Genomic DNA, 19822 nt, shown 5'->3' on the forward strand with positions numbered 1-19822 from the left:
TCAGACGATCTTCCGGTTATTTCACATTTTTTTTACAAACTGAAGTTTTGCACGTCGCCGGCAGTTTGCCCCAACAACGGCAGGATGTTTTTGAAGTGCTGAGGATCACCGCTGGTCCAGAATCTGACCGATCGGTTCGGTCCTTCGGCGAGCAGATCACGCTCGGCCAAAAGACGTTGAAGTTGCCGCGCCACGGCGGCGCCGGTATCGATCAGGCTGATGGTCTCGGGGATCATCGACTTGAGCATCGGCTTGAGGAAGGGATAGTGCGTGCAACCAAGAATAATCGTATCGCAACCGTTGGCCAGCAGCGGATCGACATAGCTTTGCAGCAACTGGCGCAACTCGGCGCTGTGAAGATCGCCGCTTTCAATCAATTCGACCAGGCCCGGGCAAGGCTGAGTAATCACCCGCACATCGGTGGCAAAGCGATCAAGCAACGCAGCGAACTTGGCACTCTGCAAGGTGCCGGTGGTGGCGAGAACACCGACCACGCCGCTGCGCGTTGCCGCGGCCGCCGGTTTCACCGCCGGCTCCATGCCAACGATCGGCCAGTCGGGAAAATCACCGCGCAGATCGGCAGCCGCCGCCACTGTCGCGGTATTGCAGGCGACCACCAAAGCCTTGGCGCCCTGCTCGCGAAAAAACCCGGCCATCACGCTGCAACGCTGGCGGATGAACTCCGGGGTTTTCTCGCCGTACGGAATGTGCCCGCAATCGGCGAAGTACAGCAGCGATTCATTGGGCAACAAGCGCTGGATTTCTGCCAGCACCGACAAACCGCCGACACCGGAATCGAACACGCCGACCGGCGCCTCACGCATGGCGCGCGCCACAGACGCTGCAACCAGGATCACGCTTGACCCGCAACTCGCGGAAACGCGAACCCAAGGCATCGATCAACAGCAAGCGGCCCACCAGCGGCTCACCGAAGCCGACCAACACTTTCAACGCTTCAAGCGCCTGAAGGCTGCCGACCACCCCCACCAACGGCCCGACCACACCAGCCTCGCTGCAGGTCAGTTCGGCTTCGCTGCCATGCCCGTACAAACAGTGATAGCAAGGGCTCTCGGCGCGACGCGGATCGAACACCGACAGTTGCCCTTCAAGACGAATGGCGGCTCCGCTGACCAAGGGTTTAGTCGCGGCCACGCACGCAGCGTTGACCGCTTCGCGCGTGGAAAAATTATCCGAACAGTCGAGTACCAGATCCACCGCCGCAACGGCAGCGGCGAGAGAGTCCTCGTCGAGCGCCTGACGATGCGGCACCAGTTGAATCTCGGGATTGATCGCACTCAAGCGCTTTAGCGCCGAGTCGACCTTGCTCATGCCGACGCTGTCGGTGTCGTGAATGATCTGGCGTTGCAGGTTGGTCAGATCGACTGTATCGAAGTCCGCCAGATGCAGTTCGCCGACACCGGCTGCCGCCAGATACAGCGCAACCGGTGCGCCAAGACCACCGAGGCCGACGATCAGGACGCGACTGTCCTTGAGCTTCAGTTGCCCATCAATATCGATGTGTTGCAGCAGAATCTGCCGGCTGTAGCGCAGCAACTCCTGATCATTCAGCACGGCAGGCGCCCCAGGCTGATGCGTTGATGGCCGCCCAGATCGGTACGGCTGTGGACTTCTTCGAAACCGCGAGTGTTAAACAGATCGCGCACGGCTTCGGCTTGATCATAGCCGTGTTCGAGCATCACCCAGCCGCCGGCCTCCAGATGATCCGGGGCCTGGGCAACGATCAGGCGCAGATCGTCGAGCCCATCCTCACCGGCCACCAGCGCACTCGCCGGTTCGAAGCGCACATCGCCTTCGACCAGGTGTGGATCGGCGGCGGCAATGTACGGCGGGTTGCTGATGATCAGATCAAAACGCTGACCTTCCAGAGCGCTGAACCAGTGACTGCTCAGCACCGTGGCGTTGTTCAAATGCAGACGCTGGCGATTGCGCTCGGCCAATGCCACCGCTTCCAGCACGCGATCCACGGCGGTGACCTGCCATGCCGGACGCTCACTGGCCAGAGCCAGGGCAATCGCGCCGCTGCCGGTGCCGAGGTCGAGCACTTTGGCCGGGGTCGCTGGCAGCAATTCCAGCGCCGCTTCCACCAGCAGTTCCGTGTCCGGACGGGGAATCAGCGTGTGCGGCGCGACTTCCAGATCGAGTTTCCAGAATCCTTGCTGGCCGAGAATGTAGGCCACCGGCTCGCCGCCACGACGGCGTTGCAGGTATTCGGCAAAGGTCAGCGCGGCTTCCGTCGGCACGATGCGCTCGGGCCAGGTGTGCAGGAAGCTACGCGACTTGCCCAGCGCGGCCGCGAGGAGCAATTCGGCATCGAGACGTGCGGTAGGTGAGTCCGGCAGTTCGGCGGCACGCAACAGGCTGGCAATGATGGTCATTTATTCACCTATCGCAGCGAGTTGGTCAGCCTGGTATTCGGCCAGCAAAGGCTCGATCACCGCGTCAACGCCACCGGCGAGAACGTCATCAAGAGAGTACAGGGTCAGGTTGACGCGATGGTCAGTGACCCGGCCCTGGGCAAAGTTGTAGGTGCGAATCCGCTCGGAACGGTCACCGGAGCCGACCAGCAATTTACGCTCGCTGGCGATGGCATTGGCCGCCGCGGCGGTTTGCTGATCGTTGAGCTTGGCCGACAGCCACGCCATCGCACGCGCACGGTTCTTGTGCTGGGAACGCTCTTCCTGGCACTCGACGACGGTGCCGGTCGGTATGTGCGTGATGCGAATCGCCGAGTCGGTCGTGTTGACGTGCTGACCACCGGCCCCGGAGGAACGGTAAGTGTCGACGCGCAAATCCGCCGGGTTGATCTCGATGGCTTCCCGCTCGTCCGGCTCCGGCAACACCGCTACGGTGCAGGCCGAGGTGTGGATACGCCCCTGGGATTCGGTGGCGGGTACACGCTGTACGCGGTGCGCGCCGGATTCGAATTTCAGCTTGCCGTAAACGTTGTCGCCTTCAATGCGAGCGATGACTTCTTTATAGCCGCCGTGTTCGCCTTCGTTTTCCGAAAGGATCTCCACACGCCAGCCACGGCGTTCGGCGTACCGCGAGTACATGCGGAACAGGTCGCCGGAGAAAATCGCCGCCTCGTCGCCACCGGTGCCGGCGCGGATTTCGAGAAACACGTTGCGCCCGTCGTTGGGGTCCTTGGGCAGCAACATGCGCTGCAGATCGCCTTCCAGCGTGATCAGCAATTCTTTGGCTTCACGGACTTCTTCCACGGCCATTTCACGCATGTCCGGGTCGCTGTCCTTGAGCAGCGCCTGCGCGCCTTCAAGATCGCTTTGTACGCTGAGCAGCTTTTTATAGGCGTGTACGATCGGCTCGAGTTCGGCGTATTCCTTGGAATAAGCGCGAAACTTGGCCTGATCGGAAATGACTTCGCCGTCGCCGAGCAACGCGGTCAGTTCCTCGAAACGGTCCTGGAGGATGTCCAGTTTATTGAGCAGTGACGCTTTCATTGCGGTTTTTTATCCGAAAAGCTATCCGGTGAGCCCTCGAGGGCAAAGAGTTCCTGGGCCATGGCCAGCGCATCGAGGCGGCCTTCGGCAGAAAGCTTTTTCAGTTGCACGCTGGGCGCATGCAACAGTTTATTGGTCAGGCCACGGGCCAATTGCCCGAGCACATCTTCAGCGTTGCCGCCGTTGGCCAGCAGACGCAGGGCTTTTTGCAGCTCTTCGTCGCGCAAGCGTTCGCTCTGTTGACGATAGGCCTTGAGCACATCGACCGCCGCCAGCTCACGCAGGCGCACCATGAAATCGTCGGCACCGACCGAGACCATCTCTTCGGCCGCTTGCGCTGCGCCTTGGCGGCTCTTGAGGTTCTCGGCGACCACTTCGTGGAGATCGTCGACGCTATACAGGTAAACGTCGTCCAACTCGCCGACTTCCGGTTCGATATCCCGGGGAACAGCGATGTCGACCATGAAGATCGGTTTGTGCTTGCGCAGCTTCAGTGCGCTTTCCACCGCGCCCTTGCCGAGAATCGGTAACTGGCTGGCCGTCGAACTGATGACGATGTCGCTGCGCACCAGTTCGGCCGGGATGTCCGAGAGCAACACCGCGTGGGCGCCGAACTGCTCGGCCAACAGGCTGGCACGCTCCAGCGTACGGTTGGCGACAACGATGCGTTTGACCCCCAGCTCGTGCAGATGGCGGGCGACCAGGGTGATGGTCTCGCCGGCGCCGATCAGCAAGGCCTGGCTGCGTTGCAAATCACTGAAAATCTGTTTCGCCAGGCTGACCGCGGCAAACGCCACGGACACCGGGTTTTCACCGATGGCGGTGTCGGTACGCACCTGCTTGGCGGCATTGAAGGTTGCCTGGAACAGCCGGCCCAGCAGCGGCCCGATGGTGCCGGCCTCGCGGGCCACGGCGTAGGCCGACTTCATCTGGCCGAGAATCTGCGGTTCGCCCAGCACCAGCGAGTCGAGCCCGGAGGCGACGCGCATCATGTGACGAACTGCCGCATCATCTTCATGCACATAAGCACTCGCGCGCAGCTCATCGAGGCTTAAATGGTGATAATCGGCCAGCCAGCGCAGCACGATATCCGCAGAAAGCTGATCCTGTTCTATATAAAGCTCACTGCGATTGCAGGTGGAGAGGATCGCAGCTTCGCGGCTGTCGGTCATTCGGCAGAGCTGCTGCAAGGCCTCAACAAGTTGCTCAGGGGTAAAGGCCACGCGCTCGCGGACGTCTACTGAAGCAGTCTTGTGGTTAATACCGAGTGCAAGGAAGGCCATTCAAGGTCGCTGATGGTGACGTGAAGCCGGCAATTGTCCACCTTCGTCAGATTCAGAACAACTACCGCTGACTATTGTCCCAATTGTCCGCCCCTATAATGGGCACAATTGAGACTCGGTTATGTTTGGCCGAAGGCTTGTGTCATGATGATCCGACCGCAGGTTAGTCGTCCTCTTCCTATATGAATAGATCTTCCGCGTTGCTCCTTGCTTTTGTCTTCCTCAGCGGCTGCCAGGCCTTGGCCCCCGTTGCGCCGAATGGTACGCCATCGGTAGAAGACACCACGCCCGCCCCTGAAAAGCCCAAGGTTTACAGCTCGTTCAGCGAAGAAACCGTGTTCAGCCTGCTGAGCGCCGAACTCGCCGGCCAGCGCAATCGTTTCGACATTGCCCTGGACAACTACGTGACCCAGGCCATCAACACTCAGGATCCGGGCGTCTCCGAGCGTGCGTTCCGCATCGCCGAGTACCTTGGCGCCGATCAACCGGCCCTCGATACCGCGCTGATCTGGGCGAAAAACGCCCCGGACGATCTCGAAGCGCAACGCGCCGCCGCCGTGCAACTGGCACGCGCCGGGCGTTACGACGACTCGATGGTCTATATGGAGAAAGTCCTGCAAGGCAAGGGCGATACCCATTTCGATTTCCTCGCACTGTCGGCGGCCGATACTGATCAGGAAACCCGCAACGGCCTGATGAAAAGTTTCGACCGTTTGTTGCAGCGTCACCCGAACAACAGTCAGCTGATTTTCGGCAAGGCCCTGCTCATGCAGCAGGATGGCGACAACAAAGCGGCACTGGCCCTGCTCGAAGACAATCAGCCGGAAGACGGCGAAATCGCCCCGATCCTGCTGCGCGCACGTCTTCTCCAGCTCCTGAACCGTGGCGACGAAGCCCTGCCGCTGCTGAAAAAGAACATCAAGAAATACCCGGACGACAAGCGTCTGCGCCTGACTTACGCGCGCATGCTGGTTGAACAGGACCGGATGGACGACGCCAAGGCCGAGTTCTCCGGCCTCGTTCAGCAATACCCGGAAGACGACGAACTGCGTTACTCGTTGGCGCTGGTGTGCCTGGAAGCCAAGGCTTGGGACGAGGCCAAGGGTTATCTGGAAGACCTGATCGCCCGTGAAAGCCATGTCGATTCGGCGCACCTTAACCTCGGTCGTATCGCCGAAGAGCGCAATGACCCGCAAGGCGCACTGATCGAATACGCCCAGGTCGGCCCGGGCAATGACTATCTGCCCGCGCAGTTGCGTCAGGCCGACATTCTGATGAACAACGGCAAAACCGCCGAAGCACAAAGCAAACTGGCGGCCGAGCGTGACGAACAACCCGATTACGCGATCCAGTTGTACCTGATCGAATCGGAAACCCTGTCGGCCAACAAACAGGACGACAAGGCCATGAAAGTCTTGCAGCAAGCCTTGCTGCAATACCCGGACGATCTGAATCTGCTGTACACCCGCGCCATGCTTGCGGAAAAGCGCAACGATCTGGCGCAGATGGAAAAAGACCTGCGCCTGATCATCAAGCGCGATCCGGACAATGCCATGGCGCTGAACGCGCTGGGCTACACCCTGTCCGACCGCACCACCCGCTACGCTGAAGCCAAGACGCTGATCGAGCAGGCGCACCAGATCAACCCGGAAGACCCGGCAGTACTCGACAGCCTCGGCTGGGTGAATTACCGCTTGGGCAACCTGGACGACGCCGAGAAATATCTGCGTCAGGCGCTGGAGCGTTTCCCTGATCACGAAGTCGCCGCACATCTGGGCGAAGTCCTGTGGACCAAGGGAAATCAGCGCGAAGCCAAACAAATCTGGGGCAAATTCCTCAAGGATCAGCCCGACAGCACCATTCTGCGCAGCACCATCAAGCGCCTGACCGGATCCGAGACTCTTTAATGTTTTTGCGCCACGTTATTGTTTTCAGCTTCATCGCCCTGCTCGCCGGCTGCGCGGGCTTCGGCGCTCGCGAATCGGTCGAAGGCCACGGCAGCCCGGCTCAATGGGCCGCGAACAAACAGCAACTGACCGGCCTTGACGGCTGGCAGATCGACGGCAAGATCGGCATCCGCGCCCCGAAAGACTCGGGCAGCGGCACGCTGTTCTGGCTGCAGCGTCAGGACTATTACGACATTCGACTCTCCGGCCCGCTGGGTCGTGGTGCGGCACGTTTGACCGGGCGTCCGGGCAAGGTGTCGCTGGAAGTCGCCAATCAGGGTCGCTATGAATCGCAGTCGCCGGAAACGCTGCTGGAAGAGCAACTTGGCTGGAAACTGCCAGTGTCGAACCTCGCCTGGTGGGTGCGTGGCCTGCCGGCGCCGGAAAGCAAAAGCCGTCTGAGTCTGGATGCCGACAGCCGCCTGGCCAACCTTGAACAGGATGGCTGGAAAGTCGAATACACCGCCTACACCGAACAAAATGGTTACTGGTTGCCCGAGCGCATCAAACTGCACGGCACTGACCTGGACGTGACGCTGGTGATCAAGACCTGGCAGCCGCGCAAACTGGGGCAATAAGCATGAGCGCTGCACGCCTGACTCTGCCGTCGCCGGCCAAACTCAATCTGATGCTGCACATTCTTGGTCGCCGTGAAGACGGTTATCACGAGTTGCAGACGCTGTTCCAGTTTGTCGATTACGGCGACGAAATCACTTTTGCCGTTCGCGATGACGGCGTGATTCAACTGCACACCGAATTCGCAGGCGTGCCCCACGACAGCAACCTGATCGTGCGCGCGGCGAAGATGTTGCAGGAACAATCCGGTTGTTCTCTTGGCATCGACATCTGGATCGACAAAGTGCTGCCCATGGGGGGCGGCATTGGTGGCGGCAGTTCCAACGCGGCGACAACCCTGCTCGGTCTCAATCATCTGTGGCAGTTGTGCTGGGATGAAGATCGACTCGCCGCACTGGGCTTGTCGCTTGGCGCTGATGTTCCGGTTTTCGTCCGTGGCCACGCAGCGTTTGCCGAGGGCGTAGGCGAAAAACTCACCCCGGTCGATCCCGAAGAACCGTGGTATCTCGTGCTTGTGCCGCAAGTCGCTGTAAGTACGGCAGAAATTTTTTCCGATCCTTTGTTGACACGTAACACGCCGCCCATTAAAGTGCGCCCCGTTCCCGAGGGAAACAGTCGAAATGACTGCTTGCCGGTGGTTGCAAGGCGTTATCCAGAAGTACGTAACGCATTGGATTTGCTAGGTAAATTTACCGAAGCAAAGCTCACCGGAACTGGAAGTTGTGTGTTTGGGGGCTTCCCAAGCAAAGCTGAAGCTGATAAAGTCTCGGCCCTTCTGACAGAGACCATTACAGGGTTTGTAGCAAAAGGAAGCAACGTTTCGATGTTGCATCGCAAGCTGCAAAGTCTGCTCTAAAGGAACCAAGTGCTCGGCACTTGATGCAACAGATACAGGGGCGTCGCCAAGCGGTAAGGCAGCAGGTTTTGATCCTGCCATGCGTTGGTTCGAATCCAGCCGCCCCTGCCATTTTCTATACTCATCCAGGTTACCCTCAGCCTCTAGGTACTGCGCGTGTCCAAGATGATGGTCTTTACGGGGAACGCTAACCCCGATCTGGCTCGGCGTGTTGTACGTCAGCTGCATATCCCTCTCGGTGACATCTCTGTCGGTAAGTTCTCCGACGGCGAAATTACTGCCGAGATCAATGAAAACGTTCGCGGTAAAGACGTTTTCATTATTCAGCCGACTTGCGCTCCGACCAACGATAACCTGATGGAACTGGTAGTGATGGCTGATGCCTTCCGCCGCTCCTCGGCTACTCGTATCACTGCTGTTATTCCTTATTTTGGTTATGCCCGTCAGGATCGCCGTCCGCGTTCCGCACGTGTGGCTATCAGCGCGAAAGTCGTCGCTGACATGCTTACCGTAGTCGGCATCGACCGTGTTCTCACGGTTGATCTGCATGCTGACCAGATTCAGGGTTTCTTCGATATTCCGGTAGATAACATCTACGGCTCCCCGGTTCTGGTGGATGACATTGAAGATCAGCGCTTCGAAAACCTGATGATCGTATCCCCGGATATTGGTGGCGTCGTGCGTGCACGTGCTGTTGCCAAGTCGCTGGGTGTGGATCTCGGGATCATCGACAAACGCCGTGAGAAAGCCAATCACTCTGAAGTGATGCATATCATCGGTGATGTCGAAGGGCGTACCTGCATTCTGGTCGATGACATGGTCGATACCGCCGGCACTCTGTGCCACGCGGCCAAGGCCCTGAAAGAGCATGGCGCAGCCAAGGTCTTTGCCTACTGCACACACCCTGTGCTGTCGGGTCGGGCCATCGAGAATATCGAAAATTCCGTGCTGGACGAGTTGGTGGTGACTAACACCATCCCGCTGTCCGCTGCAGCACAAGCCTGTGCACGTATCCGTCAACTGGATATTGCACCGGTAGTTGCCGAAGCGGTTCGCCGCATCAGCAATGAAGAATCGATCAGCGCGATGTTCCGCTAAGGGCCCTGCCCTTCTCGAAATGTCTCGTTGACGAAAAGCGCCCCGCCCCGGCATTCCTGTCGGGGCGGGGCTTTTTTGCCCATACCGTGTTAGGCGCTGGTCGCAAACGCCGCTCGGTCATGGCTATTTTGGAGATACAAAATGAACGATTTTACTCTGAATGCTGAAGTGCGTTCCGACCTGGGGAAAGGTGCGAGCCGCCGCCTGCGTCGTCTCGCCGCTCTGGTTCCAGCTGTTGTTTACGGTGGCGAAAAAGCCCCTGAATCCATCAGCATGCTGGCCAAAGAAGTTGCCAAACTGCTCGAAAACGAAGCGGCTTACAGCCACATCATCGAGCTGAACGTTGGTGGCACCAAGCAGAATGTCATCATCAAAGCTCTGCAACGTCACCCGTCGAAAGGCCACGTTCTGCACGCTGACTTCGTACGCGTTGTAGCAGGTCAGAAACTGACCGCTATCGTGCCTGTACACTTTGTTGGTGAAGAAGCTCCAGTGAAGAAAGGCGGCGAAATCTCGCACGTTACTTCGGAAATCGAAGTGACCTGCCTGCCGAAAGATCTGCCTGAGTTCATCGAAGTCGACCTGTCGAAAGCAGAAATCGGCACCATCATTCACCTGTCGGACCTCAAAGCTCCTAAAGGTGTTGAGTTCGTTGCTCTGGCACACGGCGATGACAAGGCTGTTGCCAACGTCCACGCTCCACGTGTTGCTCCAGAAGCTACCGAAGAAGGCGCAGCAGAGTAATTCACTCTGTAACGCCTGAGTGAGCAGGTAACATCGCGGACTGGAACGTAGCGAGAAAGCGGGCGAGAACGCGGAGTTTACATTCATGGTAAATGAGCAATTTTCGTCCACTTTCGCCGCTTCCCCTGATCGCGGCGATGTTATCCACCACTCCAAGGAAGGGCCCCTATCGTGACTGCCATCAAACTGATCGTTGGCCTGGGAAATCCAGGCGCCGAATACGAACAGACCCGGCATAACGCAGGGGCCCTTTTTGTTGAGCGCGTCGCCCACGCACAGAATGTGAATCTTGTGGCCGATCGCAAATATTTCGGCCTGACCGGGCGCTATTCGCACCAGGGTCAGGATGTTCGTCTGCTGATTCCCACCACCTACATGAACCGCAGCGGCCAGGCCGTGGCGGCACTCGCAGGTTTCTTCCGCATCAAGCCTGAAGAAATCCTGGTGGCGCACGACGAACTCGATCTGCCTCCGGGCGTTGCCAAGCTCAAGCAGGGCGGCGGCCATGGCGGTCACAACGGGTTGCGCGACATCATCGCGCAACTGGGTAATCAGAATACTTTCTACCGCCTGCGGCTTGGCATCGGCCACCCGGGCGTCGCCAGTATGGTTTCAAATTTCGTCCTGGGTCGTGCGCCACGCGCCGAACAGGAAAAACTCGATGCCAGCATCGACTTTGCCCTCGGCGTGCTGCCGGATATCCTCGCCGGTGAATGGAACCGCGCGATGAAAAACCTGCACAGCCAGAAGGCCTGACTCTACTCCGAGGGGAAACACCATGGGATTCAATTGCGGCATCGTCGGCCTGCCTAACGTCGGCAAGTCCACCCTGTTCAACGCCCTGACCAAATCCGGTATCGCGGCCGAGAACTTCCCCTTCTGCACCATCGAGCCGAACAGCGGCATCGTGCCGATGCCGGACCCGCGTCTGGAAGCACTGGCGGCCATCGTCAATCCAAAGCGCATCCTGCCGACCACCATGGAATTCGTCGACATCGCGGGCCTTGTAGCCGGCGCCTCGAAAGGTGAAGGCCTGGGCAACAAGTTCCTGGCCAACATCCGTGAAACCGACGCTATCGCTCACGTCGTGCGCTGCTTCGAAGACGAAAACGTGATCCACGTTTCCAACAGCGTCGACCCGAAACGCGACATCGAAATCATCGACCTGGAACTGATCTTCGCCGACCTCGACAGCTGCGAGAAGCAACTGCAGAAAGTCGCACGCAACGCCAAGGGCGGTGACAAGGACGCAGTGGTTCAGAAAGCTCTGCTGGAGCAACTGATCGCACACTTCACCGAAGGCAAGCCTGCGCGCAGCCTGATGAAGAACATGAGCACTGACGAAAAGGCAGTCATCAAAGGCTTCCACCTGCTGACCACCAAACCGGTCATGTATATCGCCAACGTTGCTGAAGACGGTTTCGAGAACAACCCGCACCTAGACGTGGTCAAGGCCATCGCCGAAGAAGAAGGCGCCATGGTGGTTCCGGTCTGCAACAAGATCGAAGCGGAAATCGCCGAGCTGGATGACGGCGAAGAGAAGGACATGTTCCTCGAGGCCTTGGGCCTGGAAGAGCCTGGCCTGAACCGCGTGATCCGTGCCGGCTACGAAATGCTGCACCTGCAGACTTACTTCACCGCCGGTGTCGAAGAAGTCCGCGCCTGGACCGTCAAAGTCGGTGCCACCGCACCTCAGGCTGCCGGAGTGATCCACACCGACTTCGAAAAAGGCTTCATCCGCGCCGAAGTTATCGCCTACAACGACTTCATCCAGTACAAGGGCGAAGCCGGCACCAAAGAAGCCGGTAAATGGCGTCTGGAAGGCAAGGACTACATCGTCAAAGACGGCGACGTGATGCACTTCCGCTTCAACGTGTAAGCGACACGCCCAAGAAAAAGCCGCGTTTGATACGCGGCTTTTTTGTGCCTGAAATCTACTGTTGAACATTTCCCCTGTGGGAGCGAGCCTGCTCGCGAAGAGGGAGTGTCAGTCACATCTCTGCGGATGACACACCGCATTCGCGAGCAGGCTCGCTCCCACAGTTTGAACTGTGTGAGGTCAGGCCTTTTTGGTCCGCGGCAAAAAGATCGCCAACACCCCGAACAGCGGCAAGAACGAGCACAGGAAGTAAACGTACTCAATCCCGTGCACATCCGCGAGATGCCCAAGTAACGCCGCGCCAATCCCGCCAAAACCAAACATCAAACCGAAAAACACCCCGGCAATCATCCCGACATTGCCCGGCACCAACTCTTGCGCATAGACCACAATCGCCGAGAACGCCGAAGCGAGGATGAAGCCGATCACCACGCTGAGGACCGTCGTCCAGAACAGATCGGCGTGAGGCATGAGCAGCGTAAAAGGCGCCACGCCCAGGATCGAAAACCAGATTACCGCCTTACGCCCGATCTTGTCGCCGATCGGCCCGCCAAAGAACGTGCCCGCCGCCACCGCGCCAAGAAACAGGAACAAGTGCAGCTGCGAACTGGCCACCGACAGGTCGAACTTCTCGATCAGGTAGAACGTGAAATAGCTCGTGAGGCTGGCCATGTAGAAATACTTGGAGAACACCAGCAAACCGAGCACCACCAGCGCACTGGTCACCCTGCCCTTCGACAACCCGTGAGTCGCTGCCTGGCCGGCCTTGAGTTTGAACAGGTTCAGGTGATGGGCGTACCAGCGACTGATGCGGTACAGCACGAACAATGCAAACACTGCGAACAGACCGAACCACGCCACGTTGCCCTGACCGAACGGAATAATGATCGCCGCCGCCAGCAACGGGCCGAACGCAGAACCGGCGTTACCACCGACCTGGAAGGTCGATTGCGCCAGACCGAAGCGTCCGCCCGAGGCCAGCCGCGCAATGCGCGATGCCTCGGGGTGGAACGTCGAGGAGCCGATACCAATCAGCGCCGCCGCCAACAGAATCAATGGAAAACTGCCGACCATCGACATCATCACGATGCCAATCAGCGTGCAAATGGAACCCGCCGGCAACAGCCACGGTTTCGGATGGCGATCGGTGTGATAACCGACCCACGGCTGCAAAAGCGAGGCGGTCAGTTGAAACGTCAGGGTAATCAAACCGACCTGAGTGAAGCTCAGACCGTAGTTGGCCTTGAGCATCGGGTAGATCGACGGCAGCACCGACTGGATCAGGTCATTGATCAAATGCGCCAGCGCCACCGCGCCGATGATGCGCATCACCAGTGGGCTGCTTTGGGGAGGAGCGGACGCCGAGGCAGCGGCGGTCTGAGCGTTGCTGATAGCCATGGAAATTTCCGGACAGCAGATGGGTGCCCGCAGGCAGGTGCGTCAATGTGCCATTTTTCGGTGCGCCAGCGCCATCCCCTTAGCCAGCTAACGAACGAGTTGTTCATCGCCATAACGGTGATAGCGCAACGCCATGGTCTGAATCTTGCCTTGCTTCTATGCTTGAACGCGGCGCCCTTACAAAGGGCGCCGAGAATGGGAAGTTTCGCTACAGAGTCGGCCTACAGAGCGGGCGAGAGTGAACTTTCGAGGCCTTTTAGCAGGGCACAACATCAAGGTCGCACGACCGCGATGCACGCCGATGGTGCGTGGTGTCCAGAGGAGTCATGAGGCATGCAGGCTTTCCTTTCACCGGGGATCAAATTGCTGGGGCGGTTTGGCTTCGCACGTAAATTCCAGCTGTTGTTTCTGCTGTTCATTCTGCCGTTGGCCGGCAGTCTGTTGATGATCGGCCAGGACTATCGCGACAAGCTCAACCTGATTTCCGGCGAACGCGCCGGGGTGCGCCAATTGCTCAGCCTCGATGCGCTGGACAATCTGCTCGCCGCCCAACGTGACCGCGCCGCCCGTTGGCGCGCCACGGAAACCAATCGCCAGCCGACGCCCGCTACCCTCGCCGCCATGGCTGCATTCGACGGCGTGCAACCCGCCGTCCTGCAAGCCACTGCCGATTTGGGCAATGCCCTGAAAAACGAAGGCGCCGACGGCGAGATTCTCGTCCGCTATCAGGCGTTGCAAACCGCGCTCAATGGCCTGGATTCGAAAAGTCTCAGCGGCGTCGGCTGGTGGCCGGACGGTTACGACCGTTTCACCCATGCCCTCAGCGCCCTGCAAGCGTTGCGCGAGCAGATCGTCATGGACAATCGCCTGACCTTGGCACCGTGGCTGGAAACCTACTTGCTCACGCAAATTTCCACGCAGCACGCGCCGGACTTGATCGAACGGGTCGGTCGCCTCGCAGCGGTGGGTCAGGCTTCGGTGGTGTCCGGCCAGTTCACCTTGCAGAGCCGTTTGCAGTTGCGCGACCTGCGCAGCCGTATCGGCGATGCCCGCGAGCAGCTTGTCAAAACGGCAGGCCTGCTCGAAGCGCGCCTGCCGAAAGAGCTGCAAGCCTGGGCCGGCCAGTATCACGGCAGCCTGAAAAACCTCGATGCTGGCCTCAAGGTGCTGGATGACGGCGTGTTCGGCGGCAGCATCACGCTCAAGCCCGAAGAGTTCGAACGCAGCCTCGACGCGTTGCTGACCGACCTTGCCTCCCTGCGCCAGCAATCGCTGGTGTCGCTGGATCAGCGCCTGGAGGCCTACCACGCCTCGGCGATTCGCCAGTTCATCCTCGTCGCCGCTGTATTCGGCTGTCTGCTGCTGGCCGCGTTGTACTTGTTCATCTGCCTGCAAGCCTCGATCCGGCGCAGCGCCAGCGGCATCACGGTGCTTGCCGAAGCCCTGCGTGACGGCAACCTGAGCCTGCAAGTGCCGGTGGAGGGCCGCGATGAGTTGGCGGCGATCAGCACCGCGCTCAACGTCGCCGTGGTGCAACTGCGCAACAGCATGCTCGGCGTCGACCACGAGACCTCGCAACTGAGCAACGCGGTGCGCAGCCTCAACGATCATTCCAGCGGCGCGCTGGGTGAAGTCGAAGCGCAGCAGTTGCAGATCAGCCAGATCGCCGCTGCCGCCACGCAACTGGCTGCCACCTCGCAAGGCGTGGCGCAGAGTTGCGAACAGGCTTCCGGCAGCGCGCAGCACACCCAACGCATCGCCGCTGACAGCAGCCGCGACAGCCAACGGACTACCGCGAGCATTCAGCAGCTCAATCAACGCCTCAACGAAACGGCAGCGGCACTGGGCCGGGTCAGCGAGCAAGGGCAGCAGATTCAACTGGTGGTCGACACCATTCGTGGTGTTGCCGAACAGACCAACCTGTTGGCACTCAACGCTGCGATTGAAGCGGCGCGCGCCGGTGAACAGGGACGCGGTTTTGCCGTGGTGGCCGATGAGGTGCGCAGCCTGTCGCAACGTACGCAATCGTCCACGGCGCAGATCGCCGGCACCGTTGACAGCCTACGCGCCACGGTCAACGAAGCCGTGAGTTTGATGGAAGCCGCGTGCGGCCAGGCGCAAACCGATGCCGAGTCGGTCACCGGTCTCGGTGAACGCTTGGGCGAAATCGCCAGCGCCGTACAGAGCGTCACCGACACCCTCGCGCAGATCGCCACGGCGGTTGAAGAGCAAGCGAGTACCGCCGATGAGGTCAGCGGCAATATCCAGCAGGTCGATCAGGCAGCGGTGCGTTTGCTTGAAGGTGCGCGGGCGGTGAACTTGGCGGCGGACACCCTGAGCCAGGGCAGCCATGCGTTGAGCGCCAATACCGCAAGATTCCAACTGCGTTGACGCCCTGCCCGGCCCCGATTTCCGGGGTCGGAGGATAAGCGGTTGAAAACAGGAAGAAATATTTTAAATTTACGCTTGACGCTTTTCCATTTCAGGGGAATAATGCGCGCCACTTGGCTACATAGCTCAGTTGGTTAGAGCATAGCATTCATAATGCTGGGGTCCGGGGTTCAAGTCCCTGTGTAGCCACCAAGTACTAAAAACGGCTTACCGAAAGGTAAGCCGTTTTTTTATGCCTCGAGAAAAGTCTCGGCAATCCGTTACTCCGCGGTAATCACCAAGCACCCTTTCATCACTCGGACTTTAACGTTCTCGTTCACCTCAAATCCCGCCTGCCGCAACCACAGGCCACGTAGCCTGATCCAGGGCACCGGTTTGGCGGGGCTGTGGTTTTTTTCCTTGGTGTGGACCGGGTAAAAGTCTGCGGCGATTTTCAACCGGCGTTCAGTGATGGGGGTTGATGACGTATGATTGGTTTTAGCCATGATTAGCTCCTGTTTAGCTGCTTTTGGTTAGCGGGGCCAAGGTGTTGTCGCACCTTGGTTCTGCGTTCTTTGAGTTACTTCAAACTTCTCTTTCTTCGTCGCTTGTTTTGGTCGCTGCCTGCGCGATCAGGGCGTCGAGCATCTGCGCAATGACCTTCTGTTGGACCTTCGAAAGCTCATTGATGGACTGCAGCCGTCGATACCACGCTGAGGTCAAGCAGCGTCTGGGCGTCTCCGTGTACGAGGGAACCCCGAGCAAGTCTTCAACAGGAACGCGAAGCGCAAATGCCATCTTCACCAGTGTCGTGACCGGCATGCTGCGCGTGCCCTCCTCGTAGCCCTGAAAGGTTTGCCGGGAAAGACCTAATGCCCGTGCAAACCGAGTCTGTGTGATCTCGTGCACTGTGCGTAAGTGGGCAATGCGACTGCCCATCGCCACCAGAAAATCACGGTCCTCATTGGAAATACTCATGACAATGGCCGACTGAAAATAGAGTTGAATGGCAACGGACTCATCCTTTTCATATGAAATCCATCCTGGAAAAAACAACAGAAAACATCCTCAGGCAGCGGTGCGTAAGTTGTCGACCTGAAAACTCTGTAGGAGAAATGCAGACATCCCTTCCATCCAAACCGAAAGACTACAAGCACGAAATACCGCTGGTTCACCTGGATCAATCGCCCATCAACAGGTTGAGAGAGCGCCGTAGGAAACGGCTTCGATCCAGGTACGAATCGGATTTTTCGTAAATCCAGGCGCGTGAAACTCACCCCATCGGTTTGCCCGAAATCCCCACTGACCGACAAGGTTCCCTGGCTCGATTCAAAGCTATACAGGGAGTTGTCATGGCTCGATTCAAATCTCTCTTCGATGAAGATTGGCCTTGGAAACGTCCAAGCGGGAACGGCTCATGGGCTGCGTGGAATCCGCCCCCCCCCCCGCGCCGGAGCCGGTGTACATCGAAAAGGATGAATGGCCAACGCCCAAGCCTCGCGAAGATCAGGTGTTCGCCAAGTCCTGCACTGTGGATAACTGGTGCCGAACGGACGCCGGCACGGCCACCGAACCCGCCAGCAACTTCGGCAAGATCATGGTCGCCGGCGCCATGCTCCTGCCCTCTGCCAGCACTGCGGTAGCGACGGCAATAGGTGCTGATCTGGCCTTGGGGCGTCTGGCGGGCGGCGGCATTCTGCAACAACGCCTCAACTGGGCAATTCGCGGCGCTGGTGGGCCGGCCAGCGTGTTCATCCTCGGGATGCTGCCGACCCGAATGGGCGACGGCACGCTGCATACCGATGAACAGCTGCGCCGCATGAGCCGCGCGCCCACTCGTGTGCGCTTCCAGTTTCGGCGTGATGCCGAAGGGGTCATGCAGGTTTACGGCATCCACTCCGGCGCTTCTGGCGATGACTCGGTGCGTACTGTCAAAGTCGAGTGGAACAGCGACAAGACTGCGATGGAGGCCAAGCTTAACGGCATTACGATTTTGTGGACGCCACAACGCGGGCCACTCGGCTCAATGCCGCCGCTGGTCTGTCCGGAACACGGCGAGCAACTGAACACGATCCTTGTTCACCCGATTCCCGAGAACACGGACACCCAGATAGAAGGCCTGCCCGGCGAGGACATTACTGCCGAGGATTGCATTCTGGTGTTCCCGGCGGACACTGGGCTGAAGTCGCTGTATGTGGTGTTTTCGAAACTGGCCAGACTGACGCCGGGTACGGTGACGGGGGTTGGGGATGATGTTTCGGGGATCTGGCTTGCTGGAGCGGGAACGGGGATAGGCGTGCCGATTCCGACACGGATTGCGGATAGGCTCAGGGGGTGGGAGTTTTCAAGCTTTGACAAATTTAGGGAGGCGTTTTGGGTGGAGGTGGCGAATGACCCTGAGTTGCTCAGTCAATTCAAACGCACAAACCAAGGGAAACTCATGGACGGAAGATCTCCTTTTGCTCCGAAGTCAGAGCACCACGGAGAAAAAGCCAAGTATGAGATACATCACATCGAGCATATCCAGAATGGTGGTGCAGTTTATGATGTGGATAACTTGGCTGTAATGACTCCGAAACGGCACGTAGAGATTCACAGGGAAGATTGAAATGGCTACTAAACAAAGCTTTTCGGATTACACAGAACAAGAGTTTATTGACCTGCTTGAGCGCATCATAGGAAATGATGAGCGCGAGGAGGACGAAAGCAGACTCGTATTTCACTTCAATTCTATTTGTGGACATCCTGAAGGATCCGATTTGATTTTCTATCCGCAAGAGGACGCCGATGACTCTGCAGAAGGCATCACCGAAACAGTAAAAAAGTGGCGTGCCGCCAATGGACTGCCCGGTTTTAAGCGATAAGCGCTTTTATACCTTGAAACAGCACCGAACCTGTGGCGAGGGGATTTATCCCCGATGGGGTGCGAAGCGCCCCCCACCTCTTCATTAAATGAATGGGACTGCTGCGCAGTCCATCGGGGATAAATCCCCTCGCCACAGAGTTCTGCCTGACCTATTCGGGGTTCTCTGTCGACAGGGCTGCCAATCCCTTCCCCCAAATCTGCCGAGTCCGCAACCCCACCATCGCCCGCCAATCCGGGTCCGCCGGATAAAACTGCCCCAGCAAATTCAACTTGATCGCCCTTCCCGTCGCATCCAGCGGATCGCCATGCAGATGCAGCCAATGGTCATCACGCAAATATCGATGCACGTCCGCGCCCGGATACGTCCCGCACTCGATCACGAATGGCATCAGTTGCACACCTGGTAATGCATTGAGCAACGCCTGCGAGGTGTAACCGGTAGCCGTCGCCGCGACACCGGTTTCACTCAGGGTATTGGCGCCGGTGTGCAGGGTGTAGAGCCATGGGCCGTAGATCGATTGGGCCTGCGCCAATGCCGGGTATGGCGCCTCAGTGATGGTCAACAGCATCGGATGACCGTACTCACCAGCCCCGGTGTGCAGGTCGAAACACATCAGCGTTTCTGCGCCAGCCAGATGTGCTTCGATGATTTGATGCAACGTGCGATTCGACCAGCTCGGCGCGCGGCCGCCGTAAAACAATCCATCGGGATGGCTGTACTGACCACCCTCGACAATCGACATCACCGCCGGCCAGCCATACTCAGCGATCTGCGCAGCCAGCAAGGCATCGGCACGTTGTCGCTCGGGGCCGTTCAAGTCGCGGCAGGCGTAAATTTCATGCAACGCGGCGTAAGCGCGGTTATCCGGTAGCGACCCAGTGAAATCCTGGTGATTGCGGTTGAGGTCGATGTTGTCTTCATTGACCCGCCGCAACCACGCCGTGCCCCAGGGATTGATCAGGTGAACCATCACCACCGCGACATCCTTGGGCAGCGAACCCGGCACGAAGGTTTTCAGCCAGTCGATCTGACAGTCGGAGCCGTAATAACCCTCCACGCCATGCGTACCGCTAAGCGTCACCAAACGCCGCTTCGCCTGCGGGTTGCCGAGCACAGCCACATCGGTGCTCAACGGTTCGCCAAACGGCCCGCAACGCGGGTGTGCGTAGGAGGTAAGCGTCGCGCCGGCGGATGTCGCTGCGGCAAGAAACTGTTCGCGCTGATGGCGGTAACTGGGCTCGCTAGGAAACTCGCTGTGCATGTCGGCCTATTGTGGATTTTTCTGGCTTCACGATTGCCACTGACCCTACAGAAAATTCGTCAAGG

General features: G+C 58.8%; 19 protein-coding genes and 2 tRNA genes. 12 read left to right on the top strand and 9 right to left on the bottom strand.

What is annotated here, in order from left to right; genetic code table 11:
• Positions 1 to 32: 32 nt before the first annotated feature.
• From murI to hemA, 5 genes are read right to left on the bottom strand one after another with little or no spacing between them, the layout of a single operon-like run.
• On the bottom strand, positions 33 to 824 hold the full coding sequence (gene murI / locus ACA074_RS23310; RefSeq protein WP_401271811.1) for a glutamate racemase: 792 nt from the start codon (positions 822 to 824) through the stop codon (positions 33 to 35).
• Positions 817 to 1572 carry a molybdopterin-synthase adenylyltransferase MoeB gene (locus ACA074_RS23315; RefSeq protein WP_497677891.1) on the bottom strand — a complete coding sequence of 252 codons (756 nt, stop codon included), beginning with the start codon at positions 1570 to 1572 and terminating at the stop codon, positions 817 to 819. The genes murI and ACA074_RS23315 overlap by 8 nt, the downstream gene beginning before the upstream one ends.
• Positions 1566 to 2396: a peptide chain release factor N(5)-glutamine methyltransferase gene (gene prmC / locus ACA074_RS23320; RefSeq protein WP_497677892.1), complete on the bottom strand. Its 831-nt coding sequence runs from the start codon at positions 2394 to 2396 to the stop codon at positions 1566 to 1568. Before prmC ends, ACA074_RS23315 begins: the two co-directional genes overlap by 7 nt.
• Positions 2397 to 3479: a peptide chain release factor 1 gene (gene prfA, locus ACA074_RS23325; RefSeq protein WP_401271813.1), complete on the bottom strand. Its 1083-nt coding sequence runs from the start codon at positions 3477 to 3479 to the stop codon at positions 2397 to 2399. It abuts the gene before it with no gap.
• Positions 3476 to 4762, bottom strand: a complete 1287-nt coding sequence (gene hemA, locus ACA074_RS23330; RefSeq protein WP_187678054.1) for a glutamyl-tRNA reductase — start codon at positions 4760 to 4762, stop codon at positions 3476 to 3478. The genes prfA and hemA overlap by 4 nt, the downstream gene beginning before the upstream one ends.
• Before the next feature lie 182 nt (positions 4763 to 4944).
• Between hemA and ACA074_RS23335 the strand changes: the two genes are divergently transcribed.
• The 8 genes from ACA074_RS23335 to ychF all read left to right on the top strand — a co-directional run bounded on the left by ACA074_RS23335 (position 4945) and on the right by ychF (position 11861).
• Positions 4945 to 6669: a tetratricopeptide repeat protein gene (locus ACA074_RS23335; protein ID WP_401272232.1), complete on the top strand. Its 1725-nt coding sequence runs from the start codon at positions 4945 to 4947 to the stop codon at positions 6667 to 6669.
• The gene (gene lolB, locus ACA074_RS23340) at positions 6669 to 7286 is read left to right on the top strand and encodes a lipoprotein insertase outer membrane protein LolB (protein ID WP_187678056.1); all 618 of its coding nucleotides are present in this window, start codon (positions 6669 to 6671) and stop codon (positions 7284 to 7286) included. Before ACA074_RS23335 ends, lolB begins: the two co-directional genes overlap by 1 nt.
• A gap of 2 nt (positions 7287 to 7288) precedes the next feature.
• A complete protein-coding gene (gene ispE / locus ACA074_RS23345) occupies positions 7289 to 8140 on the top strand; it encodes a 4-(cytidine 5'-diphospho)-2-C-methyl-D-erythritol kinase (RefSeq protein WP_497677893.1) in 852 nt (283 codons plus the stop codon).
• A 36-nt stretch (positions 8141 to 8176) separates the two neighbouring features.
• A tRNA-Gln gene (locus ACA074_RS23350) sits at positions 8177 to 8251 on the top strand.
• A 45-nt stretch (positions 8252 to 8296) separates the two neighbouring features.
• Complete coding sequence (locus tag ACA074_RS23355; protein WP_003171603.1) at positions 8297 to 9238, top strand: ribose-phosphate pyrophosphokinase; 942 nt, start codon at positions 8297 to 8299, stop codon at positions 9236 to 9238.
• Positions 9239 to 9379: 141 nt separating this feature from the next.
• The gene (locus tag ACA074_RS23360; protein ID WP_187678058.1) at positions 9380 to 9982 is read left to right on the top strand and encodes a 50S ribosomal protein L25/general stress protein Ctc; all 603 of its coding nucleotides are present in this window, start codon (positions 9380 to 9382) and stop codon (positions 9980 to 9982) included.
• Positions 9983 to 10153: 171 nt separating this feature from the next.
• A complete protein-coding gene (gene pth, locus ACA074_RS23365; protein WP_212617127.1) occupies positions 10154 to 10738 on the top strand; it encodes an aminoacyl-tRNA hydrolase in 585 nt (194 codons plus the stop codon).
• A gap of 22 nt (positions 10739 to 10760) precedes the next feature.
• Positions 10761 to 11861, top strand: coding sequence for a redox-regulated ATPase YchF (gene ychF / locus ACA074_RS23370; RefSeq protein WP_187678059.1), 1101 nt, complete (start codon positions 10761 to 10763; stop codon positions 11859 to 11861).
• Between the two features lie 180 nt (positions 11862 to 12041).
• Here the strand turns inward: ychF and ACA074_RS23375 are convergent, their stop codons facing one another.
• A complete protein-coding gene (locus ACA074_RS23375) occupies positions 12042 to 13259 on the bottom strand; it encodes an MFS transporter (protein ID WP_497677894.1) in 1218 nt (405 codons plus the stop codon).
• Between the two features lie 333 nt (positions 13260 to 13592).
• On the opposite strand from ACA074_RS23375, the gene ACA074_RS23380 reads away from it, so the two are divergent.
• Positions 13593 to 15650 carry a methyl-accepting chemotaxis protein gene (locus tag ACA074_RS23380; protein ID WP_497677895.1) on the top strand — a complete coding sequence of 686 codons (2058 nt, stop codon included), beginning with the start codon at positions 13593 to 13595 and terminating at the stop codon, positions 15648 to 15650.
• A 115-nt stretch (positions 15651 to 15765) separates the two neighbouring features.
• Positions 15766 to 15842, top strand: a tRNA-Met gene (locus tag ACA074_RS23385).
• A gap of 68 nt (positions 15843 to 15910) precedes the next feature.
• On the opposite strand, the gene ACA074_RS23390 is transcribed toward ACA074_RS23385, so the two are convergent.
• Positions 15911 to 16135, bottom strand: coding sequence for a SymE family type I addiction module toxin (locus ACA074_RS23390; protein WP_497615351.1), 225 nt, complete (start codon positions 16133 to 16135; stop codon positions 15911 to 15913).
• A 79-nt stretch (positions 16136 to 16214) separates the two neighbouring features.
• The gene (locus ACA074_RS23395) at positions 16215 to 16685 is read right to left on the bottom strand and encodes a helix-turn-helix domain-containing protein (protein ID WP_489881031.1); all 471 of its coding nucleotides are present in this window, start codon (positions 16683 to 16685) and stop codon (positions 16215 to 16217) included.
• A 334-nt stretch (positions 16686 to 17019) separates the two neighbouring features.
• Here ACA074_RS23395 and ACA074_RS23400 point away from each other — a divergent pair, with 334 nt between their 5' ends.
• Both ACA074_RS23400 and ACA074_RS23405 read left to right on the top strand, forming a co-directional pair.
• A complete protein-coding gene (locus ACA074_RS23400) occupies positions 17020 to 18237 on the top strand; it encodes a pyocin-S2/colicin E7-DNase domain-containing protein (RefSeq protein ID WP_497677896.1) in 1218 nt (405 codons plus the stop codon).
• A 1-nt stretch (position 18238) separates the two neighbouring features.
• On the top strand, positions 18239 to 18493 hold the full coding sequence (locus ACA074_RS23405) for a bacteriocin immunity protein (RefSeq protein WP_489881029.1): 255 nt from the start codon (positions 18239 to 18241) through the stop codon (positions 18491 to 18493).
• A 151-nt stretch (positions 18494 to 18644) separates the two neighbouring features.
• On the opposite strand, the gene ACA074_RS23410 is transcribed toward ACA074_RS23405, so the two are convergent.
• Positions 18645 to 19757 (bottom strand): DUF2817 domain-containing protein, encoded by a 1113-nt coding sequence (locus ACA074_RS23410; RefSeq protein WP_497677897.1) that lies wholly within the window; start codon positions 19755 to 19757, stop codon positions 18645 to 18647.
• Between the last annotated feature and the right edge of the window lie 65 nt (positions 19758 to 19822).

The organism is Pseudomonas sp. LBUM1655, from assembly GCF_059716085.1.

Coding starts and splice junctions, on each gene's coding strand:
- murI (WP_401271811.1), bottom strand. CDS start 824: ATGCGTGAGGCGCCGGTCGGCGTGTTCGATTCCGGTGTCGGCGGTTTG.
- prmC (WP_497677892.1), bottom strand. CDS start 2,396: ATGACCATCATTGCCAGCCTGTTGCGTGCCGCCGAACTGCCGGACTCA.
- prfA (WP_401271813.1), bottom strand. CDS start 3,479: ATGAAAGCGTCACTGCTCAATAAACTGGACATCCTCCAGGACCGTTTC.
- hemA (WP_187678054.1), bottom strand. CDS start 4,762: ATGGCCTTCCTTGCACTCGGTATTAACCACAAGACTGCTTCAGTAGAC.
- ACA074_RS23335 (WP_401272232.1), top strand. CDS start 4,945: ATGAATAGATCTTCCGCGTTGCTCCTTGCTTTTGTCTTCCTCAGCGGC.
- lolB (WP_187678056.1), top strand. CDS start 6,669: ATGTTTTTGCGCCACGTTATTGTTTTCAGCTTCATCGCCCTGCTCGCC.
- ispE (WP_497677893.1), top strand. CDS start 7,289: ATGAGCGCTGCACGCCTGACTCTGCCGTCGCCGGCCAAACTCAATCTG.
- ACA074_RS23360 (WP_187678058.1), top strand. CDS start 9,380: ATGAACGATTTTACTCTGAATGCTGAAGTGCGTTCCGACCTGGGGAAA.
- ychF (WP_187678059.1), top strand. CDS start 10,761: ATGGGATTCAATTGCGGCATCGTCGGCCTGCCTAACGTCGGCAAGTCC.
- ACA074_RS23375 (WP_497677894.1), bottom strand. CDS start 13,259: ATGGCTATCAGCAACGCTCAGACCGCCGCTGCCTCGGCGTCCGCTCCT.
- ACA074_RS23380 (WP_497677895.1), top strand. CDS start 13,593: ATGCAGGCTTTCCTTTCACCGGGGATCAAATTGCTGGGGCGGTTTGGC.
- ACA074_RS23390 (WP_497615351.1), bottom strand. CDS start 16,135: ATGGCTAAAACCAATCATACGTCATCAACCCCCATCACTGAACGCCGG.
- ACA074_RS23405 (WP_489881029.1), top strand. CDS start 18,239: ATGGCTACTAAACAAAGCTTTTCGGATTACACAGAACAAGAGTTTATT.
- ACA074_RS23410 (WP_497677897.1), bottom strand. CDS start 19,757: ATGCACAGCGAGTTTCCTAGCGAGCCCAGTTACCGCCATCAGCGCGAA.